16 protein-coding genes and 1 pseudogene are annotated in these 20357 nt (G+C 70.4%); 14 read left to right on the forward strand and 3 right to left on the reverse strand.

Annotated features, from left to right (window positions below):
* Positions 1–71: 71 nt before the first annotated feature.
* Together F4556_RS33180 and F4556_RS33185 are read left to right on the forward strand one after the other, a co-directional pair.
* On the forward strand, positions 72–1997 hold the full coding sequence (locus F4556_RS33180; protein ID WP_246511154.1) for a phosphatase PAP2 family protein: 1926 nt from the start codon (positions 72–74) through the stop codon (positions 1995–1997).
* 160 nt (positions 1998–2157) lie between these two features.
* Positions 2158–3888, forward strand: coding sequence for a hypothetical protein (locus F4556_RS33185; RefSeq protein ID WP_184922785.1), 1731 nt, complete (start codon positions 2158–2160; stop codon positions 3886–3888).
* A gap of 59 nt (positions 3889–3947) precedes the next feature.
* Here the strand turns inward: F4556_RS33185 and F4556_RS33190 are convergent, their stop codons facing one another.
* Together F4556_RS33190 and F4556_RS33195 are read right to left on the reverse strand one after the other, a co-directional pair.
* Positions 3948–5423: an RICIN domain-containing protein gene (locus tag F4556_RS33190; protein WP_184922787.1), complete on the reverse strand. Its 1476-nt coding sequence runs from the start codon at positions 5421–5423 to the stop codon at positions 3948–3950.
* Positions 5424–5629: 206 nt separating this feature from the next.
* Complete coding sequence (locus F4556_RS33195; RefSeq protein WP_184922789.1) at positions 5630–6430, reverse strand: FadR/GntR family transcriptional regulator; 801 nt, start codon at positions 6428–6430, stop codon at positions 5630–5632.
* Between the two features lie 364 nt (positions 6431–6794).
* Here F4556_RS33195 and F4556_RS33200 point away from each other — a divergent pair, with 364 nt between their 5' ends.
* From F4556_RS33200 to F4556_RS33255, 12 genes and pseudogenes are all read left to right on the forward strand, one after another.
* Positions 6795–8117 (forward strand): ABC transporter substrate-binding protein, encoded by a 1323-nt coding sequence (locus tag F4556_RS33200; protein WP_184922791.1) that lies wholly within the window; start codon positions 6795–6797, stop codon positions 8115–8117.
* A complete protein-coding gene (locus F4556_RS33205) occupies positions 8114–9022 on the forward strand; it encodes a carbohydrate ABC transporter permease (RefSeq protein ID WP_184922793.1) in 909 nt (302 codons plus the stop codon). The genes F4556_RS33200 and F4556_RS33205 overlap by 4 nt, the downstream gene beginning before the upstream one ends.
* Positions 9012–9902, forward strand: a complete 891-nt coding sequence (locus F4556_RS33210; protein ID WP_184922795.1) for a carbohydrate ABC transporter permease — start codon at positions 9012–9014, stop codon at positions 9900–9902. The genes F4556_RS33205 and F4556_RS33210 overlap by 11 nt, the downstream gene beginning before the upstream one ends.
* A gap of 35 nt (positions 9903–9937) precedes the next feature.
* A complete protein-coding gene (locus F4556_RS33215) occupies positions 9938–11962 on the forward strand; it encodes a DUF8034 domain-containing protein (RefSeq protein WP_184922797.1) in 2025 nt (674 codons plus the stop codon).
* On the forward strand, positions 11959–12294 hold the full coding sequence (locus F4556_RS33220; RefSeq protein ID WP_184922799.1) for an L-rhamnose mutarotase: 336 nt from the start codon (positions 11959–11961) through the stop codon (positions 12292–12294). The genes F4556_RS33215 and F4556_RS33220 overlap by 4 nt, the downstream gene beginning before the upstream one ends.
* A gap of 40 nt (positions 12295–12334) precedes the next feature.
* Positions 12335–13237, forward strand: coding sequence for an amidohydrolase family protein (locus F4556_RS33225; RefSeq protein WP_184922801.1), 903 nt, complete (start codon positions 12335–12337; stop codon positions 13235–13237).
* Positions 13234–14277 carry a zinc-dependent alcohol dehydrogenase gene (locus F4556_RS33230; RefSeq protein WP_184922803.1) on the forward strand — a complete coding sequence of 348 codons (1044 nt, stop codon included), beginning with the start codon at positions 13234–13236 and terminating at the stop codon, positions 14275–14277. Before F4556_RS33225 ends, F4556_RS33230 begins: the two co-directional genes overlap by 4 nt.
* Positions 14274–15035 (forward strand): SDR family oxidoreductase, encoded by a 762-nt coding sequence (locus tag F4556_RS33235; RefSeq protein ID WP_184922805.1) that lies wholly within the window; start codon positions 14274–14276, stop codon positions 15033–15035. Before F4556_RS33230 ends, F4556_RS33235 begins: the two co-directional genes overlap by 4 nt.
* Complete coding sequence (gene eda, locus F4556_RS33240) at positions 15032–15655, forward strand: bifunctional 4-hydroxy-2-oxoglutarate aldolase/2-dehydro-3-deoxy-phosphogluconate aldolase (RefSeq protein ID WP_184922808.1); 624 nt, start codon at positions 15032–15034, stop codon at positions 15653–15655. Before F4556_RS33235 ends, eda begins: the two co-directional genes overlap by 4 nt.
* A complete protein-coding gene (locus F4556_RS33245; RefSeq protein WP_184922810.1) occupies positions 15652–16689 on the forward strand; it encodes a sugar kinase in 1038 nt (345 codons plus the stop codon). Before eda ends, F4556_RS33245 begins: the two co-directional genes overlap by 4 nt.
* A 96-nt stretch (positions 16690–16785) precedes the next feature.
* Positions 16786–17784, forward strand: coding sequence for an aldo/keto reductase (locus tag F4556_RS33250; protein WP_184922812.1), 999 nt, complete (start codon positions 16786–16788; stop codon positions 17782–17784).
* Positions 17785–17827: 43 nt separating this feature from the next.
* Positions 17828–18025, forward strand: a pseudogene (locus tag F4556_RS33255) (DUF1330 domain-containing protein); the annotation flags it as partial.
* Positions 18026–18161: 136 nt separating this feature from the next.
* On the opposite strand, the gene F4556_RS33260 reads toward F4556_RS33255, so the two are convergent.
* Positions 18162–20228 (reverse strand): alpha-L-fucosidase, encoded by a 2067-nt coding sequence (locus F4556_RS33260; RefSeq protein ID WP_184922814.1) that lies wholly within the window; start codon positions 20226–20228, stop codon positions 18162–18164.
* Positions 20229–20357 lie beyond the last annotated feature (129 nt).

A 20357-nucleotide genomic window follows, 5' to 3' on the forward strand; every position in this document is an offset into this window, starting at 1 on the left:
CGGGCCGCCACCCGGGCCGGGGGTACGTACGTCCCCACGAGGCGTCCAGAGGACGCCACAGGAAGAAGAACATGAACGAGCAGAACGCCATGGGCCGCCGCCGATTCCTGCGGACCTCCGCCGGTACGGCAGCCGGCCTGTTCGCCGTCCCGACGGCCCTGGGCCTGCTGACGGCCCCTCAGCAGGCGGTGGCGGCCGAGCAGGGCGCCGCCCCGGCGGCCTTCGTCGACGCCTACACGACCAACACGATGGCGGACCTCACCCCGGAGGGGAACGCGGCGGTCCGCATCCTCACCGGAATGAACCGGGTGTGGAAGACCGGGCCCACCTGGAACACCGGCTCGCCGCTGATGGCCGAGATCCTCCGCGCCAACATGGACTACTGCGCGAGGGTCACCGCGCGGCGGACCGCCGCGCAGGCCCGGGAGGCGTTCATCTACGACCGCCAGCACCAGAGTTACGCCGTCATCGCGGGGCTCGGCCCGCTCGCTGAGCCGTACCGGACCGGCGCCAGGGCCGTCACCTCCATCACCACGGCACCGGATGGCACCCCGCCCGCGAAGATCGACGACGCCGTCCCGGCGGGCGCGCCCGCGGGCGCCGCCCTCGGGCCCGGCGCCGAGGACTCCGAGCTGGGGTCGGTGGTCCGGCTGGTCAACACCGTGCGCGGCCCGTACGCCTCCGGCAACCCCTCCAAGTACGCCTACCGGTACCCGCGGCCCTGGCGTTCGAACCGGGACAGCGCGGTGGTCCCGACCGGTGCGACGGACGCCCTCGGCTTCCCCGTCTACCAGTCCGAGGTCATCGTCGCGCCGCAGCTGCTGCGTCAGCGCAGCACCTCCCCGGCCGACGACGGCGGCTTCGTGAGCGGGCACACCAACGCCTTCCACCTGGCGGCGATCGCCCTCGCGTACGCGGTGCCCGAGCGCTTCCAGGAGCTGATGGCGCGGGCGAACGAGCTCAGCCACACCCGCATCCTGGCCGGCATGCACTCGCCCGTCGACGTCATCGGCGGCCGCACCCTGGCCACCGCCCTCGCCACCGCGACCCTCGCCGACCCGAAGAACGCCGAGCTCAAGGCGGCCGCCCGGGCCCAGGCGGCCGCGTACCTCCAGGCGCACACCGGCTCCACGGCCGACACACTCCAGTCCTTCGCCCACTCGGCCGGCCCCGGCAGCGACCCGTACGCCGACCGGGAGACCAACGCGCGGAACGTCACGCCCCGGCTGACCTACATCCTGCAGCGGCACGGCCGGGAGATCCCGATGACCGTGCCCAAGGGCGCCGAGGTGCTCCTGGAGACCCGCCTGCCCTACCTGGACGCCGCGCAGCGCCGCGAGGTCTGCCGGACCACCGCGCTCCCGTCGGGCTACGTGCTGCTGGACGGCCCGGAGATGTGGGGGCGACTGAACCTGTTCGCCGCCGCGGACGGGTACGGCGCGTTCGACCAGGACGTGTGCGTCACCATGAACGCCGCCGACCGCGGCTTCTCGGCGGCCGACGCCTGGCGCCACGACATCGGCGGCTGCGGCGGCCTCACCAAGCAGGGCACCGGGACGCTGACCCTCAGCGGCACCAACCGCTACACCGGCGGCACCGTGGTCGCGGCGGGTGTCCTCACCGCCGCCTCGCGCGACGCCCTCGGGCGCGGTGACGTCGAGGTCCGCGGCGGTACGTTGCGGCTGGACGTCACCCGGGGCGGGGTCCGGATCGGCGGCGACTACCGGCAGTCGGGCGCGTCCGAGCTGGCGGTGACGATCCATCACCCGCACGCTCCGGCAATGGACGTCCGGGGGCAGGTGACCCTGGAACGCGGCGCGCGGCTCTCCGTCCGGCTGGCCGACACGCGGGGGCTCGGGCGGGAGGCGCTGGTGCCGGTCATCGGCGGCGGTCCGATCCAGGGCGAGTTCGCCACCGTGACGGTCGACGCCGAGGGCTACCGGGCCGTCCCGGTCCGCACCTGGGCGGGCCTCTCGCTCCGGCTGACCCGGCGCTGACCCTGTCGGCTGAGGTCGAGCCGACGAGTCGTCAGTTCCCCTGCTGTCACCCGTTGTTGGTGGACCGGGTGGCAGCAGGACTCGAACAGACTGTCGGTACGAGTCGGTACGATCTTCCGGACCGGCGGGCGACGGGCCCGTCGAGGGAGGGGGTATCGCCATGCGTGTCAACCGTCGGGTGGGGCTGGGGGCGGCCGGAGTCGTACTGCTGGGCGGGCTGCTGCCGGTCCAGGCCGCGAGTGCGGCACAGTTGCCGGCCACATTGCAGCTGGAGTGTGAGACCGCCAATCCGGACATCAGGGTTCCGTGGTCGGCCGACCGCCCGTTCGAGCTCGCGGGCGGGGTGGACTACAACCGGGTCTGCGTGGCCTTCATTCACAACCTGCCGCCCGCAGGTCTGGCGGGCCTGAGGGCGAGTTACACGATCTCCGCCGAGTCCGTCACCGCCAGCGGCTACACCGCGCAGCAGCTCTCCCGGACGATCGTGATGAACGCGGCCATCACCGACGGGGGCGGTCTGCAGAGCGCCGAGACCTGGCCGTGGAAGGTGAACGGCGACGGCTCGCTGACGATGGAGTCCCCGGTGTTCAGCGTCCTGCCGCACGGCCCCGGGACGACCGCCAACGGCGCGATCACCATGCAGTTCTCGGCCGGCTCCGGCCTGCGGTCGGCCCAGCTGCCGGGCCAGTTCAAGGTCACCGGCGCCCAGGGCACGGTGCAGGCCGGCGGCGGTCTGCACTACGTCGCCGACGGCAAGAGCTTCCCCACCGGCACCGCCGGGACGTTCAAGCCCGTCACGCCGGTGCGCGCCCTGGACACCCGGTCCGCGATCGGCGCCCCCCAGGCCCCGGTCGGCCCGAACGGCGAGGTCACGCTGCAGATCGCGGGTGCCAACGGCATCCCGGCCACCGGCGTCACCGCCGTGGTCCTGAACGTCACGGCCACCAACGCCACCCAGAACAGCTACGTCACGGTCTATCCGCACGGCCAGAGCCGCCCGACCGCCTCGAACCTCAACTTCACGGCCGGTCAGACCGTCCCGAACCTGGTCACCGTCCCGGTGGTGGACGGCAAGATCACCCTCTACAACGCCGCCGGGACCACCGACCTGGTCGGCGACATCGGCGGCTACTACACCTCCGCCGGCACCGGCTCCCGCTTCACCACCGCCGGGCCGACCCGGGTGATGGACACCCGGTCCGCGATCGGCGTCCCCAAGGCCCCGGTCGGCCCGGGCCAGGAGGTCACCCTCCAGGTCGCCGGGCAGAACGGCGTGCCCGCGACCGGCGTGACCTCCGTCGTCCTGAACGTGACCGCGACCCAGGGCACCACCGGCGGGTACGTCACGGTCTACCCGCACGGCCAGAGCCGCCCGACCGCCTCGAACCTCAACTTCACGGCGGGCCAGACCGTCCCGAACCTGGTTTCGGTGCCGGTGGTGGACGGCAAGGTCACCTTCTACAACGCCGGCGGCTCCACCGAGCTGATCGCCGACCTGGCCGGGTACTACTCCGGCACCGGCTCGGTCTTCGTGCCCACCGGCCCGACCCGCGCGCTGGACAGCCGCAACGGCACCGGCGGCGTGCACGCCCCGATCCAGGGCGGCAAGAAGGTCAACGTCCCGATCGACAGCTGGAGGAACGGCGTCCCGCCGTTCGGCGCCACGGCCGTCGCGCTCAACGTCACCGCCACCAACGCCTCGACGGCCGGCTACGTCAGTGTCTTCGGCGGCAAGCAGGCCACGCCCAGCTCCTCCAACCTCAACTTCACGGCGGGCCAGACCGTACCGAACGCCGTGATCACCCCCGTCGGCGGAGGAGTGTGGTTCTTCAACGCCGCGGGCAACGTCGACCTGGTCGCCGACGTCGCGGGCTACTTCACCGCGAACTAGTCCGGATACCTGAAGAGCAGCGGGCCCGGCCGTCGGCCGGGCCCGCTGCTGTCGGTCCGTCAGGACAGGGTCCAGTTCTGGCTGGTGGCGCGAGCACCGGTGCTGCTCTCCTGGGCCACCGCGACGCCCTGGGTGGTCGAGCCGCCGGTGCCGATGGTCAGGCCGCTGGCGATGTTGACCAGCGCGTACTTGCTGCCGGTGAGGCTGCCGGTGAGGTCCAGCGCCCACTGCTGGTTGGTGCCGCCGTTGCAGGTCCACTGCTGCAACTGCACACCGGTGGCGGTCGACCTGCCGGGAACGTCCAGGCAGAGTCCGCTGCTGACGCCGGCCAGGGTGTAGACGTTGTCCGCCACCTTGCTGAGCGTCCACTTCTGGTTGGCCCCGCCGGTGGCCGGCCACTGGATGATCGCGCCCCCGTTGGCGGTGGAGTTGCCGGACACGTCCAGCAGCATCGAACTGGCCGCGTTGGTCAGGGAGTAGGTGCCGGGGGAGGGGATTCCGCTGCCGGCCGACCAGGTGCCCGCCGCCGTGTCGAGGGACCAGCTGGGGTACTGGCCGAGGTTCACCGTCGTCCCCCGGATGGTCAGCGGGAGCCAGATCAGCTTGGAGTTGCCCAGGTCGCCGGTGTCCCAGCGGTCGCCCGCGTAGAGGTACGTGGTGCCCGCGGAGCCCTGGACGGTGATGATGTTGGCCGTCTGGCTCGCGTACGTGTTGGTGCCGGGAGCGGCCAGGTTCTTCCAGGACGACCACGGTCCGCTCAGGGAGGTGGCGGTGGCGTAGACGTTGTCGTTGAGGTTCCAGCCCGTCAGGTGCGACCCCAGCATGTAGTAGGTGCCACCGACCTTCACCAGGGCCGGGGACTCGATCGGGCCGCCGCCCATCAGGACGACCGCGCTGTCCACCGAGAGGTAGTCGGCGGAGAGCTTGTCGATCCGCAGGCCGCCGCTGTTGCGGTCCTCGGTCAGCAGGTAGCCGGTGCCGTCGCTCTCCTGGAACAGACCCAGGTCACGGCTGACGTTGCCCAGCGGGCGGAAGCTGCCCCGGTAGGTGTACGGGCCGCAGGGGGTGCTGCTGGTGGCCACGCCGGCTTTCGCGTCGGAGTAGTCGGCGTTGTCGATGTGCAGGTACATCACGTACGTGCCGGTCGAGGCGTTGTGGATGACCTTCGGCCGCTCGACGATCCGGTTCGGCCCCAGATCTCCGCTGCTCTGCCTGGTCAGCGCCGCGCCCTGGTAGGTCCAGGTGCCGAGGTCGTTGGAGGTGTAGCAGGGGATGTTCTGGAACGAGGTGTCCGTCGAGTTCCGGCCGGTCTTGTCCTCGCCGAAGCCGTACCAGGTGCTCCCCGCCTTGACGATGCCGAGCCCGTGCAGTTGGAGTGCGTTGCCGTTCTGGTCGGTGCGGGCGGCGCCCAGGGTGAATCCCACCGAGGCCGCGTGGGCCTCCGCGGCGGGCAGCAGCACCGTCCCGAGGGTGGCCAGCAGGGCAAGAAGCCACCGGCTGATCGGGCGACGGTTGCGTAAAGGGCTGGGGTACAAGGTTTCACCTCTGCAAGGAGAACGGAACCGACCAGAACCAACCGAGATCGAACACTCTCGACGGTTCAGCAAAACGCCGGTCGCGGGTCCATGTCAAGGCTCGTGCACACAGAACGATCCGATGAATCCCCGGAGTTGAGTGCCGGTCAGCCCAACTGGTCGCTCAGCGAGGGAGAAACATCGGATCTCGTCGTCGCCGCGACGCGCTACCCGAACAGGCGGCGCTGGATCTCCCGTCGGTAGTCCTCCAGCGTCCGGTCGAGGTGGATCACCGTGGCCGCGGCCGCCTCCTCGGGCCGGCCGTCGCGGATCGCCCGGTAGATCGCCTCGTGCTCCTCGACCGCGGCCCTGGCGGCATCGCCGAGCATGTCGTGGATGCCGATGGCGCTGGACTGCCGCTGCAGTCGACGGGCGTCGCGTACGGCGCTGAGCAGGAAGGTGTTGTGCGCGGCGGTGGCCACGGCGGTGTGGAAGTCGTCGTCCGCCTGGTTGAAGATGTCGACCTGCTCGTGTTCGACCCCGTGCCGGCACTGCTGCATGGCGACCTCGATGGTGCGCAGCTCGGCCGGCGTGGCCCGGGTGGCCGCCAGACTGCTGGCGGCGGTCTCCTGAACCTTGCGGAATTCGAACAGCATGAGGACGTGGTCGAGGTCGACGGGGCGGAAGAAGCCGCCCCAGCGGCTGGTGATGAGCATGCCCTCGTCGTCCGCGACGAACAGACCGCGCCCCTTGTGGGCACGGACCCGGCCGAGCGCCGAGAGGATCTTCACGGCCTCCCGCACCACCGCCCTGCTGGTGTTGAGCGTCTTGGCCAGGTCGTGCTCGGTGGGCAGCCGGTCGCCCGCCACCAGGCGTTCGCCGGCGATGTACTCGAGGATCTGCTCCGACACGATCTCGTACCCGGGCCGGTAGTCCCGCCGCTCCTCGCCCGAGCCGTTCACGGCTGCTGCGACGGCGGGGGTGGCCTGCCCGGGCAGGGCCGTTCCGGTCGTGGGCGTGTCGTTCATCTGTCCTGCCTCCGGGCTGACTGGCGCGAGGGTTCATTGATCGCTGTGGAGCTGGCTCATCGTACCGCAGGCATTGATGAGTACTACTCATCTGCCAAAGATTATCGGTGTGAATCGACCAGTGAGTCGTAACAAAGGCTGTTATCTCGGGCATAAGGTCGTTGTGTCGACGGGGAGTCGGTCCAAAGGTGTCCGGAATGAGCCTGTGAAAACCCTTGACGGCTCTCTCGATAGGGCGGCTAATTTATTCCACCAAGGGCGGCAGTGGAACGGCAGCCCTCCGTACCGACGGCGGAGCGGGATGGCCCGGCGTCGACCCACCCCACCTCCCGACCTGGTCGGGGCCTCTGCAGTGGAGTCGTTCATGACGAAGAGACGATCGGTGTTGCTGGCCGCGTGTGCGGCCACGATGGCAATGACCGTGGCCGCCTGTGGTGGTTCGGCACCCGAGAAGACCACCAAGGACGGCTTCGCCCAGGCGGCGCAGACGGACGGAACGGTGACGGTCTGGGTGGACGCCACCCGGGTCGCCGCCGCGAAGCAGTATCAGGAGCTCCACCCGGAGGCGAAGTTGGACATCGTCACCTACGACGGTGACGCCAACGGGTCGAACTACCTCCAGACCAAGGTCCAGCTCTTCAACCGGACCGGCAAGGGCTGGCCGGATGTCGTCTTCAGCTCGCAGAACAACGAGGTGACCTGGGCGGTCGACGCGGGCTTCGCGGCGCCGCTCGACAAGGGCCTGATCCCGGCGGCGACCCTGGGCGGGTTCGCCAAGGGCGCCAACGACGTCTGTACCGTCAACGGCACCGTCCACTGCCTGCGCAACGACCTCTCGCAGGCGGTGCTCTGGTACAACGCGCCGCTGATGAAGCAGTTCGGCTACACCGTCCCCAAGACCTGGGAGGAGTACCAGAAGCTCGGCGAGAAGGTGGCCGCCGAGCACCCGGGTTACCTGGTGGGCGACGCCGGTGACTCCTTCAGCCCCGAGATCTACCTCTGGGCGAGCAAGTGCGGGGCCAACCACATCACCGGCCCCAAGTCCGTCGAGGTGAACACCACCGGTGAGAACTGCACCAAGATGGCCAATCTGATGGACGGGCTGATCAAGAACAAGTCGATGTCCATCAGCGGCGTCTTCAGCACCGAGTTCGCCAAGAACGAGGCCGACAAGGTGCTGCTCATGCCCGGCCCGGCCTGGTTCGGCGGCGCGGTGTTCAAGGACACCCTCAAGACCGCGAGCAAGACGATCGCCGTGGCCCCGATCCCCCAGTGGCAGGGCGAGACCTCGCCGGCCACCGGCAACGTCGGTGGCGGTACCTGGCTGCTGTCCCAGCACTCCACCAACCTCAAGGCGGCCACCGACTTCCTGACGTGGGTCACCACCGACAACGCCTACCAGGGTGAGAAGTCCCCCGGCTTCCCGGCGTACGCGCCCGCCGCCGAGAACTGGCTGAAGGCCCAGGGCACCGCCGGGTACTTCGTCGGGGACCTCGGCGCGCTCAAGGAGGGCTCCTCCCAGGTGTGGCCGGGCTGGGGCTCGGGCCAGTTCAGCCAGGAGGCCATCTGGGCGGCCACCGTCAAGCCCGGTCTGACCCAGGGTCAGACCATCGCCTCGCTGCTGCCGGCCTGGCAGGACGCGATCGTCAAGCACGCCCAGTCGTTCGGATACAAGGTCAACTCGTGAGTGTCACCTCCTCACCGGCCGGCCCCGGTCGGCGCCCTCGTGGCGCCGGCCAGGGCTGGGCCGGCCCGGCCTTCGTCGCCGGTTACACGATCCTGCTGGTCGCCTTCGGGGTCCTCCCGATCGGCTACGCCGTGTACTTCGCCTTCACCGACGCGGGGGGCACGTTCACCGGCTTCGCCAACTTCGTCGGCACGGCGCAGGACTTCCGGTTCCTGGACGCGGTCGGCCACGTGGCGGTCTACTTGCTGTTCTGGCTGGTCTCGCTGGTGGTGTTCGTGGTGGCGCTGGCGCTGCTGCTGCACCGGCTGGCCTCCGGGCCGGTCAGCCGGACGCTGCGCTTCCTCTACTACATCCCCGGCGCGCTGGCGGGTGCCGCGAGCGTGCTGGTGTGGCTCTTCATGCTCGACCCGACGGTGAGCCCGGTCAGGTCGCTGCTGTCGGGCATGGGCTTCGACACCTTCGGCCAGGTGATCGCACCGGGCAACCTGGCGGTGCTGTTCACGATCATCGCCTTCTGGACCGGGGCGGGCGGCTGGATAGTCGTCATGTACGGCGCGCTCAACAACATCCCCCAGGACGTGCTGGAAGCTGCCCGGATCGACGGCGCGGGTGCGTGGAAGACCGCCTGGCACGTGCAGATCCCGATGCTCCGCAAGTGGATCGTCTACATGGTGATCCTGGCCTTCGCGGGCGGCGTCCAGCTCTTCGTCGAGCCGCAACTGCTCTCCCTCGCCAGCGTGGGCGTGGCCGGTCGCGACTACTCCCTCAACCAGCTGACCTACGACTTCGCCTTCCAGATGAACAACATCAACGGAGCCGCCGCGGTCTCGGTGGAGCTCCTGGTCGTCAGCGCGTCGGTGGCCGGCTTCTTCGTCGCACGGTCGGGATTCTTCGATGCTGATTAAGAGCAAGACCCCTGCCACTTCGAGCACTTCGTACCGGCTGCTGGCCGGCTCCGTACTCACCGTGTTCGTGGTGTTCTTCGTCCTGCCGGTGCTCTGGCTCGTCCTCGCGGCGACCAAGACCGACCAGCAGCTGGTGCACGGCCACCCGCTCTCCTTCGGCTCCTTCCAGGCGCTGCTGGACAACTGGGACTCGCTGACCGGCTTCCAGGACGGCGCGATCCTGCTGTGGCTGGGCAACTCCGCGCTGTACGCCGTGATCTCACTGGTCATCACGCTCGGCGTCTCGGTGCCTGCCGGGTACGCGCTGGCCATGACCGAGTTCCGCGGCCGGCGGACCCTGCTGATCGCGACCCTGATCGTGATGCTGATGCCGACCGCCACGCTGGTGGTGCCGCTGTTCCTGGAGATCAACGCGGCCCGGCTGATCGGCACGATGTGGTCGATCGTCCTGCCGTACGCGTTCTACCCGTTCGGTGTGTACCTGACGTACATCTACTTCACCACCGCCGTACCGAAGGACCTGCTGGCGGCCGCCCGGATGGACGGCTGCTCCGAGTTCGGTGTCTTCCGCCACGTGGCACTGCCGCTGGCGACGCCGGTCATCGCGCTGGTGGGCTTCTTCAGCTTCGTCGCCAACTGGACCAACTACTTCCTGCCCTACGTGATGCTCCCCGAGAGCGACCAGATGCCGATCCAGGTGGGCGTCGGCAACCTGCTCAGCAGCGTGCCGCAGTTCAACCCGACCGCCGGATCGCTCGCCGTCGAGCGCCCGCAGCTGGCCCTCGCCACCCTGGTGGCCATCACACCGGTACTGGTGGTCTTCCTCTTCGCCCAGCGCTTCCTGGTCAGCGGAATGCTCGCCGGAGCCACCAAGGAATGACGCCCGTGCCGTCACCCCGATCGGAGATCCTCCCCATGTCACTCAGCTCCACCGAACACCCCTCGGGCGAGGACGCCTCCCCGCCGGAGATCCAGGCCGGGGTGCCGCTGCTCGAACCGCCCGGCTGGGCGGTGGCGCAGCGCGCGCTGTTCGACCTGCTCGACCACGGCTGGCGCCGCTTCGCCCGTGACTTCACCGGCCCCGACGGCCGGCTGAACTACAACGGCGAACTGACCACCCGGGACGGCGTGGACGACTTCTACGAGGTCTTCTTCAACTGGCCGCAGCTCTACCTCCTCGGCGGCGCCGACGACCTCCTGACGGCCAGTGAGAAGCACTGGGAGGGGGTGACCAGGCACCTCACCGAACTCGACATGCTCCACGACGAGTACGAGCGCGGCTACGACTGGTTCCACCAGGGCGAGAGCCTGCTGCTGCTCTACTTCCTGTGCATGGCCGACCCGGAGCGCTGGTCCGAACGCGCCCTGCGGTTCGCCGACCTGTACGTCGACCCGGCCCACGGCAACTACGACCCCGAGCACCGCATCATCACTCGCCCGCACAACGGCAGTGACACGGAGCGGCGGGGCCTGTCCGAGGGCGACGTGTACCCGTGGCTGCAGAAGGAGGCGGACACCTACGGCTACCCGCTGGAGTGGATCCCCGAGGCGGAGGGCGGCCCGTTCCCGCTGTCAGCGGACCCGCGGCTGGGGACGCAGATGCGGGACCGGATAGGCGTCGGCGACACCGCGGTCAACCTCGCGGCGGCCGGTCTCGTCCTCAACGCCTGGGTGGTCTCCGGCGAGCAGCGCTACCGCGACTGGATCGTCGAGTACGTCGGCGCGTGGCGGGACCGCACGCTGGCGAACGACGGCATCATCCCCGACAACGTCAGCCCGGACGGGGAGGTCGGCGGCCTGCTGGAAGGGCGCTGGTACGGCGCCCACTACGGCTGGTCCTGGCCGCACGGCTGGCACAGCGTGGGCCACGCGGCGACCGTGGCGGCGCTCGCCGCGGCGGCGACCACCGGGGACGACGACTACCTCTCGATGGTCACCACCTCGCTCGACGCCCTGATCGCCCGGGGCAAGGTGATGCCCTTCAGCGAGGCGGACTCCAGCCTCCGGTCCAAGTGGGTGGCCGAACTCGGCCCGGACGTCGACAAGCCGACGCTCCACCTCCCGTTCCGGCACAACGACTCGGGCTGGTTCGACTACAACCCGGTCACCGCGCCGGTGCCGGTGGCGCTCTGGCACCACACCGCCTCCGACGCGGACCGCGTCCGGCTGGAGCGGCTGCGCGAAGCGGACCCCATCGACTGGCGCACCGTCAGGCCGTTCCGGGCCAAGGAGGAGTCCGGGCACGAGAAGGCCTGGTTCGCGTTCCTGGCCGGTGACGACCCCGGCTACCCCGAGCGGATCCTCGCGGCCGCCCAGGCGCAGGTCCGCCACCGCCTGCGGCGGATGGACGCCTACCGCGACCTGGACGTGGACGAAGCCGACATCCACGTGTGGCAGCAGTCCAACCCCGTGGCCACCGAAGCCCTCGTCCAGCTGACCTGGGGCGGCCCCCAGGTGCTCTACAACGGCGGCCTGCAGCAGGCCCGGCTGCGCTACCACGACGCCGAGGCCCGCCGCGCGGGACTGCCGCAGGACGTGGCCGCGCTGGTCACCTCCATCGACCCGGAGGCGACCACCGTCGAGCTGGTCAACCTCTCGCCCGAGGCGGAGCGGACGGTGATCGTCCAGGCGGGCGCCCTCGCCGAGCACACCATCACCTCGGTCCGGTACACGACCTGTGCGGACGACGGCTGGATGGGCGGCATGTACGACTACGGCCACACGGAGCCGGTGGTCGGCGAGGCCGAAGCGGTCTGCGACGGCACGTTCCTGACGGTCCGGCTGCCCGCGTCCACCCGGATCCGGCTGACGCTCGGGCTCGAGCTCCGCACCCAGGCACCCAACTACCGCTCGCCGTTCGGCAGTTCGGCCGGCGAGGCGCAGGTCGACGGGTCGCAGGCCGACGAGTCGCACGCCGCCACGGAGGAGGAGTCCGCATGAAGCGCTTCGCCCAGACCATCAGGCTCCGGCCCGAGCACCGCGAGGAGTACCTCGAACTCCACTCCGCCGTCTGGCCCGGAGTCGAGGCCGCCCTGCACCGGGCGCAGATCCGCAACTACAGCATCTACCTGCACGGGGACGCGCTGTTCGCCTACTTCGAGTACCACGGCGAGGACTTCGAGGCCGACATCGCGGTCCTCGAAGCCGACCCCGAGACCCAGGAGTGGTGGAAGCTCACCGACCCCTGCCAGGAGCCCTGGCCCGACCGGGGCGACTCCCGCCAGTGGACGGAACTCCCCGAGATCTGGCACCTGAGCGAACCCGGCGCCTGACCCGGCCGCCGCGCCGGACCGACCCCACCCGGAGCCTCCAGTGACACCCACCCCGCCGCCCGCGCTCATCGACGCCCACCACCACCTGTGGGACCTCGCCCAGCGCCCGCAGTCGTGGCTCGACGAGCCCGCCCTGACGTCGATCCGCCGTACGTTCACCCCCGACGACCTGCGCTCCACCGCCACCCGGGCGGTGGCCGGCCGCCGCCTGCACAGCACGGTGGTCGTGCAGTGCGTACCGGACGTGCCCGAGACCGAGGACCTGCTCGCGCTCGCCGCACGGGAGCCGCTGATCGGCGCAGTGGTCGGCTGGGTGGACCTCACGTCCGCCGCCGTCGGTGACGAGCTCGACCGGCTGCTCGCCGGGCCGGGCGGCGGCCACCTGCGGTCGCTGCGCAGCCTGGTCCAGGGCGAAACGGACCCGGAATGGCTGCAACGGGCCGACGCGGAGCGCGGGTTGGCGGCGGTCGAGGCGCGTGGGCTCGGCTACGACGTGCTCGTCCGCAGCCACCAGCTCGACCAGGCGGCCCGGCTGGCCGAGCGCTTCCCCGGCCTGCCCCAGGTGCTGAACCACGCGGGCAAGCCGGACATCGCCGGCGGCGACCTGGGGGAGTGGGAGAGCCGGCTGCGCCGGCTGGCCGGGCATCCCCAGGTGGTCTGCAAGGTGTCGGGCCTGATCACCGAGGCCGACCACCACGCCTGGACCACCGCCGACATCCGCCCGGTGTGGGACGTGCTGCTGAGCGCCTTCGGCCCCGACCGGCTGATGTTCGGCTCGGACTGGCCGGTGGCGAACCTCGCGGGCGGCTGGAACCGCTGGGCCGCCACGGTGGACGAACTGCTCGACGGGTGCTCCGCCGACGAGACCTCGGCGGTTCTCGCGGGCACCGCGACCGCCTTCTACCGCCTCACCCGTACCGAAGAGACTGTGGGATCACGATGACGCTTGCTGTTCGTTACACGGCCGCCCGGACGCTGGACACGGCTCCGGTCGAGCCGTCCGAGCCCGGCCCCGGCGAGGTGCTGCTGGCGCCCGCGTACGTGGGGATCTGCGGGACCGATCTGCACATCTTCCACGGCGACATGGACGCCCGGGTGGCCGCGCCGGCCGTCCTCGGCCACGAGATGTCCGGCCGCGTGCTGAAGGTCGGCGCCGGGGTGGAGGGCTGGCAGCCCGGGGACGCGGTGACGGTGATGCCGCTGCGCTGGGACGGCACCTGCCCGGCGTGCCTGAGCGGTCATCAGCACATCTGCCAGAACCTGGACTTCATCGGCATCGACTCGCCGGGCGCGATGCAGCAGCGCTGGACCGTTCCCGCGTCCACCCTGGTGCGCCTGCCCTCCGACCTCGCGCTGGAGCACGCGGCGCTGGTCGAGCCCACCGCCGTGGCGGTCCACGACGTGGGCCGCGCCGCAGTGCTGCCCGGCGAGCGGGTCGTGGTGGTGGGCGGCGGTCCGGTCGGGATCCTGATCGCGTTGGTGGCGCGGGCAGCCGGGGCGGAGGTCCGGGTGGTGGAGCCGAGTTCCCACCGGCGTTCACTGGCCGAGGAGTTGGGGCTCGCCGCCTGGGACCCGGCCGCCTCCGACGTGCCCGCGGCGGTGGTGGAGTGGACCGGCGGCGCGGGTGCGGATGTCGCGTTCGAGGTGTCCGGTGCGGCGGCCGGCGTCGACACTGCCGTGGAGGTGCTGGGGGTGCGCGGCAGGCTGTGTCTGGTGGCGATCCACCCCCGGCCCCGCGAGATCAACCTGCACGGGTTCTTCTGGCGTGAACTCACCCTGGTGGGCGCCCGGTTGTACGACCGTTCCGACTTCGAGCGGGCGGTGGCGCTGGTGGCTGACGGCACGATCCCGGCCGAGCGGCTGATCAGCAAGGTCGTGCCGCTGACGGAGGCGCCCGCGGCGTTCGAGGCCCTGGAGGGCGGCGGCGACGTGATGAAGATCCTGGTGGACTGCACCGACGACACCCAGGGAGCGACCGCATGAGCGCCTTCGACCTGACGGGCAGGCTCGCCGTCGTCACCGGAGCCCGGCGCGGCATCGGCCGGGCCATGGCCCGCGCCCTGGCCGAGGCCGGCGCGGACGTCATCGGCGTCAGCGCCAACCTGGAGGACACCGGCAGCGACGTGGAGAAGGACGTCCTCGCTGCCGGGCGTACCTTCGAGGCGATCCGTACCGACTTCGCCGACCCGGACGCGGTGCGGGTGCTGGGTGCGGACCTGGCGGGCCGTCAGCGGCCGGTGGACATCCTGGTCAACAACGCCGGTACGATCCGCCGCGCACCGGCCGCCGAACACCCGGACGCCGACTGGGACTTGGTGCTCCAGGTCAACCTGAGTGCGCAGTTCGCGCTGGCTCGGGCGGTGGGCGGGGCGATGGTCGCCCGGGGTCAGGGCAAGATCATCTTCACGGCCTCGCTGCTCAGCTTCCAGGGCGGCATCACGGTCCCCGGCTACACCGCCGCCAAGCACGGTGTCACCGGCCTCACCAAGGCGCTGGCCAACGAGTGGGCCGGGCGTGGCGTCAACGTCAATGCCATCGCGCCGGGCTACATCGCCACGGACAACACCCAGGCGCTGCAGGACGATCCGGCCCGCAGCAAGTCGATCCTGGAGCGGATCCCGGCCGGCCGCTGGGGCCGGGCCGAGGACCTGGCGGGCGCCACGGTCTTCCTGGCCTCGGACGCCGCCGCCTACATCCACGGCACCGTGCTGCCCGTCGACGGCGGGTGGCTGGGCCGATGACCACCTCCCTGGGTGCCGTCCTGGCGGGCGCTCGTGTCGTGCCGGTGCTGACCGTGCGTCAGCCGGCCACGTCGGGCCCGCTGGCCGAGGCGCTCGCGGCAGGCGGCGCCACGTGCGCCGAGGTCACCTTCCGCACCCCGGACGCCGAGCAGGTGCTCAAGACGATGGCGGCCCACGGCGGCCTGGCCGTCGGGGCCGGCACGGTCCTCACCGCCGAGCAGGCGGAACGTGCGGTGGCGGCCGGGGCCCGGTTCGTCGTCTCCCCCGGCTTCGACGAGGAAGTCGTCGCCAAGTGCCGGGAGTTGGGCGTGCCCGTGGTGCCCGGCATCGCCACCGCCACCGAGCTGATGCGGGCCCTGCGGGCCGGCCTCGACACCGTCAAGCTCTTCCCCGCCCAGGCCGTCGGCGGCCTGCGGGCGCTCCGCGCGCTCGCGGCGCCCTTCCCAGGCGTGCGCTTCATGCCGACCGGTGGGATCGGTGTCGACCTGCTGGCCGGCTACCTCGCCGAGCCCTCGGTCCTTGCCGTCGGCGGTAGTTGGATGGCGACGCCCGCGCACCTGGAGAACGGGGACTGGGCGGAGATCCGTCGCCTGACGGCCGAGGCCGTGGGGACGCCATGACCGAGGTGGTGGCGCTCGGCGAGGTCATGCTGCGGTTCGACCCGGGGGAGGGGCGGATCCGCACCGCCCGAACCTTCCACGTGTGGGAAGGCGGCGGCGAGTACAACGTCGCACGCGGTCTGCGCCGCTGCTTCGGCCTGCGTACGGCCGTGGTCACCGCGCTTGCCGACAACGCGGTGGGCCGGCTCGTCGAGGACCTGATCCTGCAGGGCGGTGTCGACACCTCGCTGATCCGCTGGGTCCCGGAGGAGGGCATCGGCCGCACCGCGCGCAACGGCCTGAACTTCGTCGAGCGCGGCTTCGGCATCCGTGGCGCGCTCGGCGTCAGCGACCGCGCCCACACCGCCGTCTCCCAGCTGTGCAAGGGAGACGTCGACTGGGACACGGTCTTCGCGGCGGGGGTCCGCTGGTTCCACACCGGTGGCATCTTCGCCGGGCTGTCGGACACCACCGTCGAGGTCGCCGAGGAGGCGATGGCGGCCGCCCGCCGCCACGGTGTCACCGTCTCGTACGACCCCAACTACCGCTCCAGCCTGTGGGCCGGCCGCGGTGGACCGGAGCGGGCTCGCGAGGCCGACCTGCGGCTCGCCCGGCACGCCGATGTCATCGTGGGCGCCCTGGGGATGGCGGGCCGTCATCCGGGCGCCGACCGCTTCGGCGCCGACGAGGTGCCGGACGCGCTCGCCTCGGTGGCTGGTCTGCTCCCCGACGCGCGGGTGCTGGCGACCACCCTGCGCGAGGTCCCCTCGGCCGGCGTCAACGACTGGTCCTCGGCCGCATGGTCGGCGGAGACCGGGTACGTCACCGGCCCCCGGATGCCCGGGCTGCACGTCCTGGACCGCATCGGCTCCGGTGACGGGTTCGCCGCCGGCCTGATTCACGGCCTGCTCGCCGGCGCCGATTTGGAGCGGGCCCTCGCCTACGGCACTGCCCTCGGCGCCCTCACCATGACGACACCCGGCGACGTCGCCATGGCCTCGATCGAGGAGGTGGAGGCACTGATTGCGGGCGCCTCCGCTGTGGTCAGACGCTGACCGGTGGCCCTGCCTGTACCACCAGATCCATTTTTCGAATGCCTTTGCCTTGATGGGAGTTCACGTGAAACTGCGGCTGCGATCGGAGGTGGCTTTGTGACGCTACGTCAGAATGCGGTTGGGCGTGGTTCGGTGGGGGTGAGTGAGCTCGCTTTTGGTGCGGCGGGTATCGGGAACCTGTTCGCGGCGGTGTCCGATGCTGAGGCGGAGGAGGCTGTGGCCGCGGCTTGGGAGTGTGGTGTGCGGTATTTCGATACCGCTCCGCATTACGGTCTGGGGTTGTCGGAGCGGCGGTTGGGTGCGGTGTTGGGTGGGATGCCGCGCGAGGAGTACGCGATTTCGACGAAGGTCGGGCGGCTGCTGGAGCCGGTTTCGGGTGCTGTGGGCGGTGACCTCGCCAATGGCTTTGCGGTGGCGGCCGACCACCGGCGGCGTTGGGATTTCAGTGCGGAGGGTGTGCGCCGGTCGCTGGAGGGGAGCTTGGAGCGGCTGGGGGTGGAGCGGGTCGATATCGCTTATCTGCATGATCCGGATGATCACGCCGAGTGGGCGCTGAGTGAGGCGTATCCGGAGTTGGAGCGGCTGCGTGCGGAAGGTGTGTTGGGGGCGATCGGGGTCGGTATGAACCAGGCCGGGTTGCCGGCCCGGTTCGTGCGGGAGACGGACATCGACGTGGTGCTGCTGGCCGGGCGTTACACCCTGCTCGACCACGGCGGTCTGGCCGAGCTGCTGCCGCTGGCCGACGAACGCGGCGTCGGCGTCGTCATCGGTGGGGTCTTCAACTCCGGCCTGCTCGCCGACCCGAAGCCCGGTGCGACCTTCGACTACGCCACCGCGCCCGCCGAGTTGGTGCAACGAGCGCTCGATCTCAAGGCGGTCTGTGAGAGCCACGGTGTGCCGCTGCGGGCTGCCGCGCTGCGGTTCCCGTTCGGGCATCCGGCTGTTGCGTCGGTCCTGGTCGGTACGCGCAGTGCTGACGAGGTGCGCGACGCCGCCGCTATGATCCAGCGCCCTGTCCCGGACGCGCTCTGGGCGGATTTGAAGGAGCGCGGGTTGCTGCCCGTGGGCGTTCCGACTCCGGTGGAGGTGGGCTGATGCGGATCGCTCTGTTCATCAACTCCAGTGCTGCCAGTGCGGGTGGCGCGGACTCCGCCAAAGCCGCACCGGCCGTGGTCAATTCGACGCTGCGGGTGTTGCGGAGCAGCAGGGCCGTACCGAGTTCCGTAGCTTTGAACAGGCCGTCGCGGCATACGAGAGCGAGGCGTACCAGAAGGCGCTGGTGGCCCTCCCCGACGGCGTCGAGCGCGACTTCTGCGTCATCGAAGGCATCGACTGACCGGCGATTGCGAGTACTCCCCACCAGCCAAGTGCCGTTCGTTTCGGCGTCACGGTGACGCGGAAACGAACGGCACTCTCCGGCTCAGGACGTCGGCCCAGGAAGTGAACCCGACAACCGCTGCCCTACCAGGTGGTCAGGAGGTGGGCTGGAACGTCCACAGCAGGTTGGTGGTGCCGGCCACCCAGGTCCACTGCTTGGCCACGGACCCGGAGGGGACCTGCCCGCCGCCGTCGAGGACAAGTCCGGTGCCGCGGTTGGCGATCGAGTACTGGCCGTTGCCACGGTCGGTGATCTGCCACTGTTGGTTGGAGCCGCCGTTCCAGGCCGCCTGCCGTGCCGTTGCGCCGGCGTTGGTCGAGCCCCAGCCGTCCACGACCATGCCGTTGGTCCGGTTCACCAGCCGGTGGTAGCCGTTGCCGAGATCGACGGCCTGCCACTGGAGGTTGGCGCTGTCGACGAGGGTCCACTGCTTGAGGTCCGAACCACTGGCGACGTTCCCGCCGCTGTCCAGGGCGAGACCGTCGGTGACATTGACCAGCCGGAAGTACGAGGCCGAGTTGAACGTGACCTTCAGCGAGACGATGGCGTCGTTGTTGCCGGTCACCCGCAGGTCGGGGTTGTCCGCGCTGAACGTCCAGGCCGTACCGGTGAAGTTGTCGGCGGAGTAGCCCGTCACCTGGTACCCCTGGGGCACCCGCAGTGAGGAGATGGCCGAGGGTCCCACCCCTGCGGTCGACAGCTGGGCGGAGGTGTAACTGCCCAGCGGCAGAACGGCGTTGCCCGCCGAGTAGCCCGTGTCCTGGAACGCCACCACCCTGGCCGCACCGCTGGTGGCGGTGGGGATGCCGCTGACCTCGACGCAGACCACGGAGTCGCTGGCGTCCGGCGCGGAGGCCGGCACGGTGACGCTGATCTGGCCGCCGCCGACGGTGTAACCGAGCGCGGCCGAGGGGTTGTTCATCAGGTAGACCCGGCTGATGGAGTTGGAGACCGCCGGGATCTGCAGCACGCCGTTGGCGGGCCAGTTGAAGACGTGGGCGAACAGCTTGCCGTCCTTCTTGGTGACCTTGCCCCAGCTGGGCTCGGTGGCGAAGGGGCTCGCCGTGGTCCCGTGCACGCTGTCGCGGTACGTCGCCATCCAGGAGGCCAGGCCACGCAGCACGGTCACGGATCCGGCGGTGACCGAGCCGTCGCCCTTGGGTCCGATGTTCAGCAGGAAGTTGCCGTCCCGGGAGACGCAGGTGACGAGCTCCTGGACGAAGTCCCTGACGGGCCGGTAGGAGTTCTCGGCACCCGCGTTGTAACCCCAGGCGCCGTTCATGGTGTCGCACCGCTCCCACTGTCGCTCCAGCGGCGCACTGGGGAGGCCGAACTCCGCGACCGCGTAGTCGCCGAGGCCGAACTCACGCTTGACCCGCTCGTTGACGACCAGGTTCGGCTTGCGGGCGATCAGCCAGTTGTAGAGGTCGACGCCGTCCGACCGGACCCACCAGTCCTCCAGGGTGGGGCTGGCCGGTTCGGCGAACCAGTCGCCGTCGAACCACAGGAGCGCCGGGTCGTAGCGGTCCAGCAACTCCTGCAACTGGGCCTTCATGTCGGCGATGTACGCGGTACGGGCGGCCTGCGAGGTCATCGTGGTGAGGCCCCCTCGGTTGTTCTGGGAGGGGTGGTTCCAGTCCAGGATCGAGTAGTAGAGCCCGAACTTGACGCCTCGCGCCTCGCACTCCTTCTTGAGCGAAGCCAGCAGGTCACCCTGGTAACCGGCGTAGTCGTGCAGGTTGTACAGCTTGGTGCCGGTGCTGTCGGTGAAGCCGGGGACGTTGGTGTCCCACATGGCGAAGCCCTCGTGGTGCTTCGCGGTGATCACCAGGTACTTCATGCCGGCGTCCGCGGCCAGCTGGGCGATCGCGGCGGGGTCGAACGCGGAGGGGTTGAAGCCCGCGGAAACCTGGCTCTGGTAGGCGGACTTGGACCAGCTCTCGGCGCTGAAGGCCCATTCACCATGGCCGAGACGGGAGTACGACCCGAAGTGGATGAACATCCCGAACCGGGCCTGGTACCACCAGTCCAGCTTCGAGGGGACAGTGTAGGCCTCGGCGGTGGCAGGCCACAGGGCCTGCGGCAGCCCGATGGCCACGGTTCCGCCGGCGAGCGCGATGGCCTTGATCAGGGAACGCCTGCTCAGGGGTGCGGAGGACATGGTGCGGCTCCTGAAGTGTCGGGGGACTTCCGGGCATGCGCCTTGCTCCTCCAAGTGGGGTGGATGGAGGGGCAGTTGACCGGTTGGCGACACCCTAGGACACTCGATACATCGGATCAATAGCCTGGC

Origin of the sequence: Kitasatospora gansuensis (assembly GCF_014203705.1) — a bacterium.
GTDB lineage: Bacteria > Actinomycetota > Actinomycetes > Streptomycetales > Streptomycetaceae > Kitasatospora > Kitasatospora gansuensis.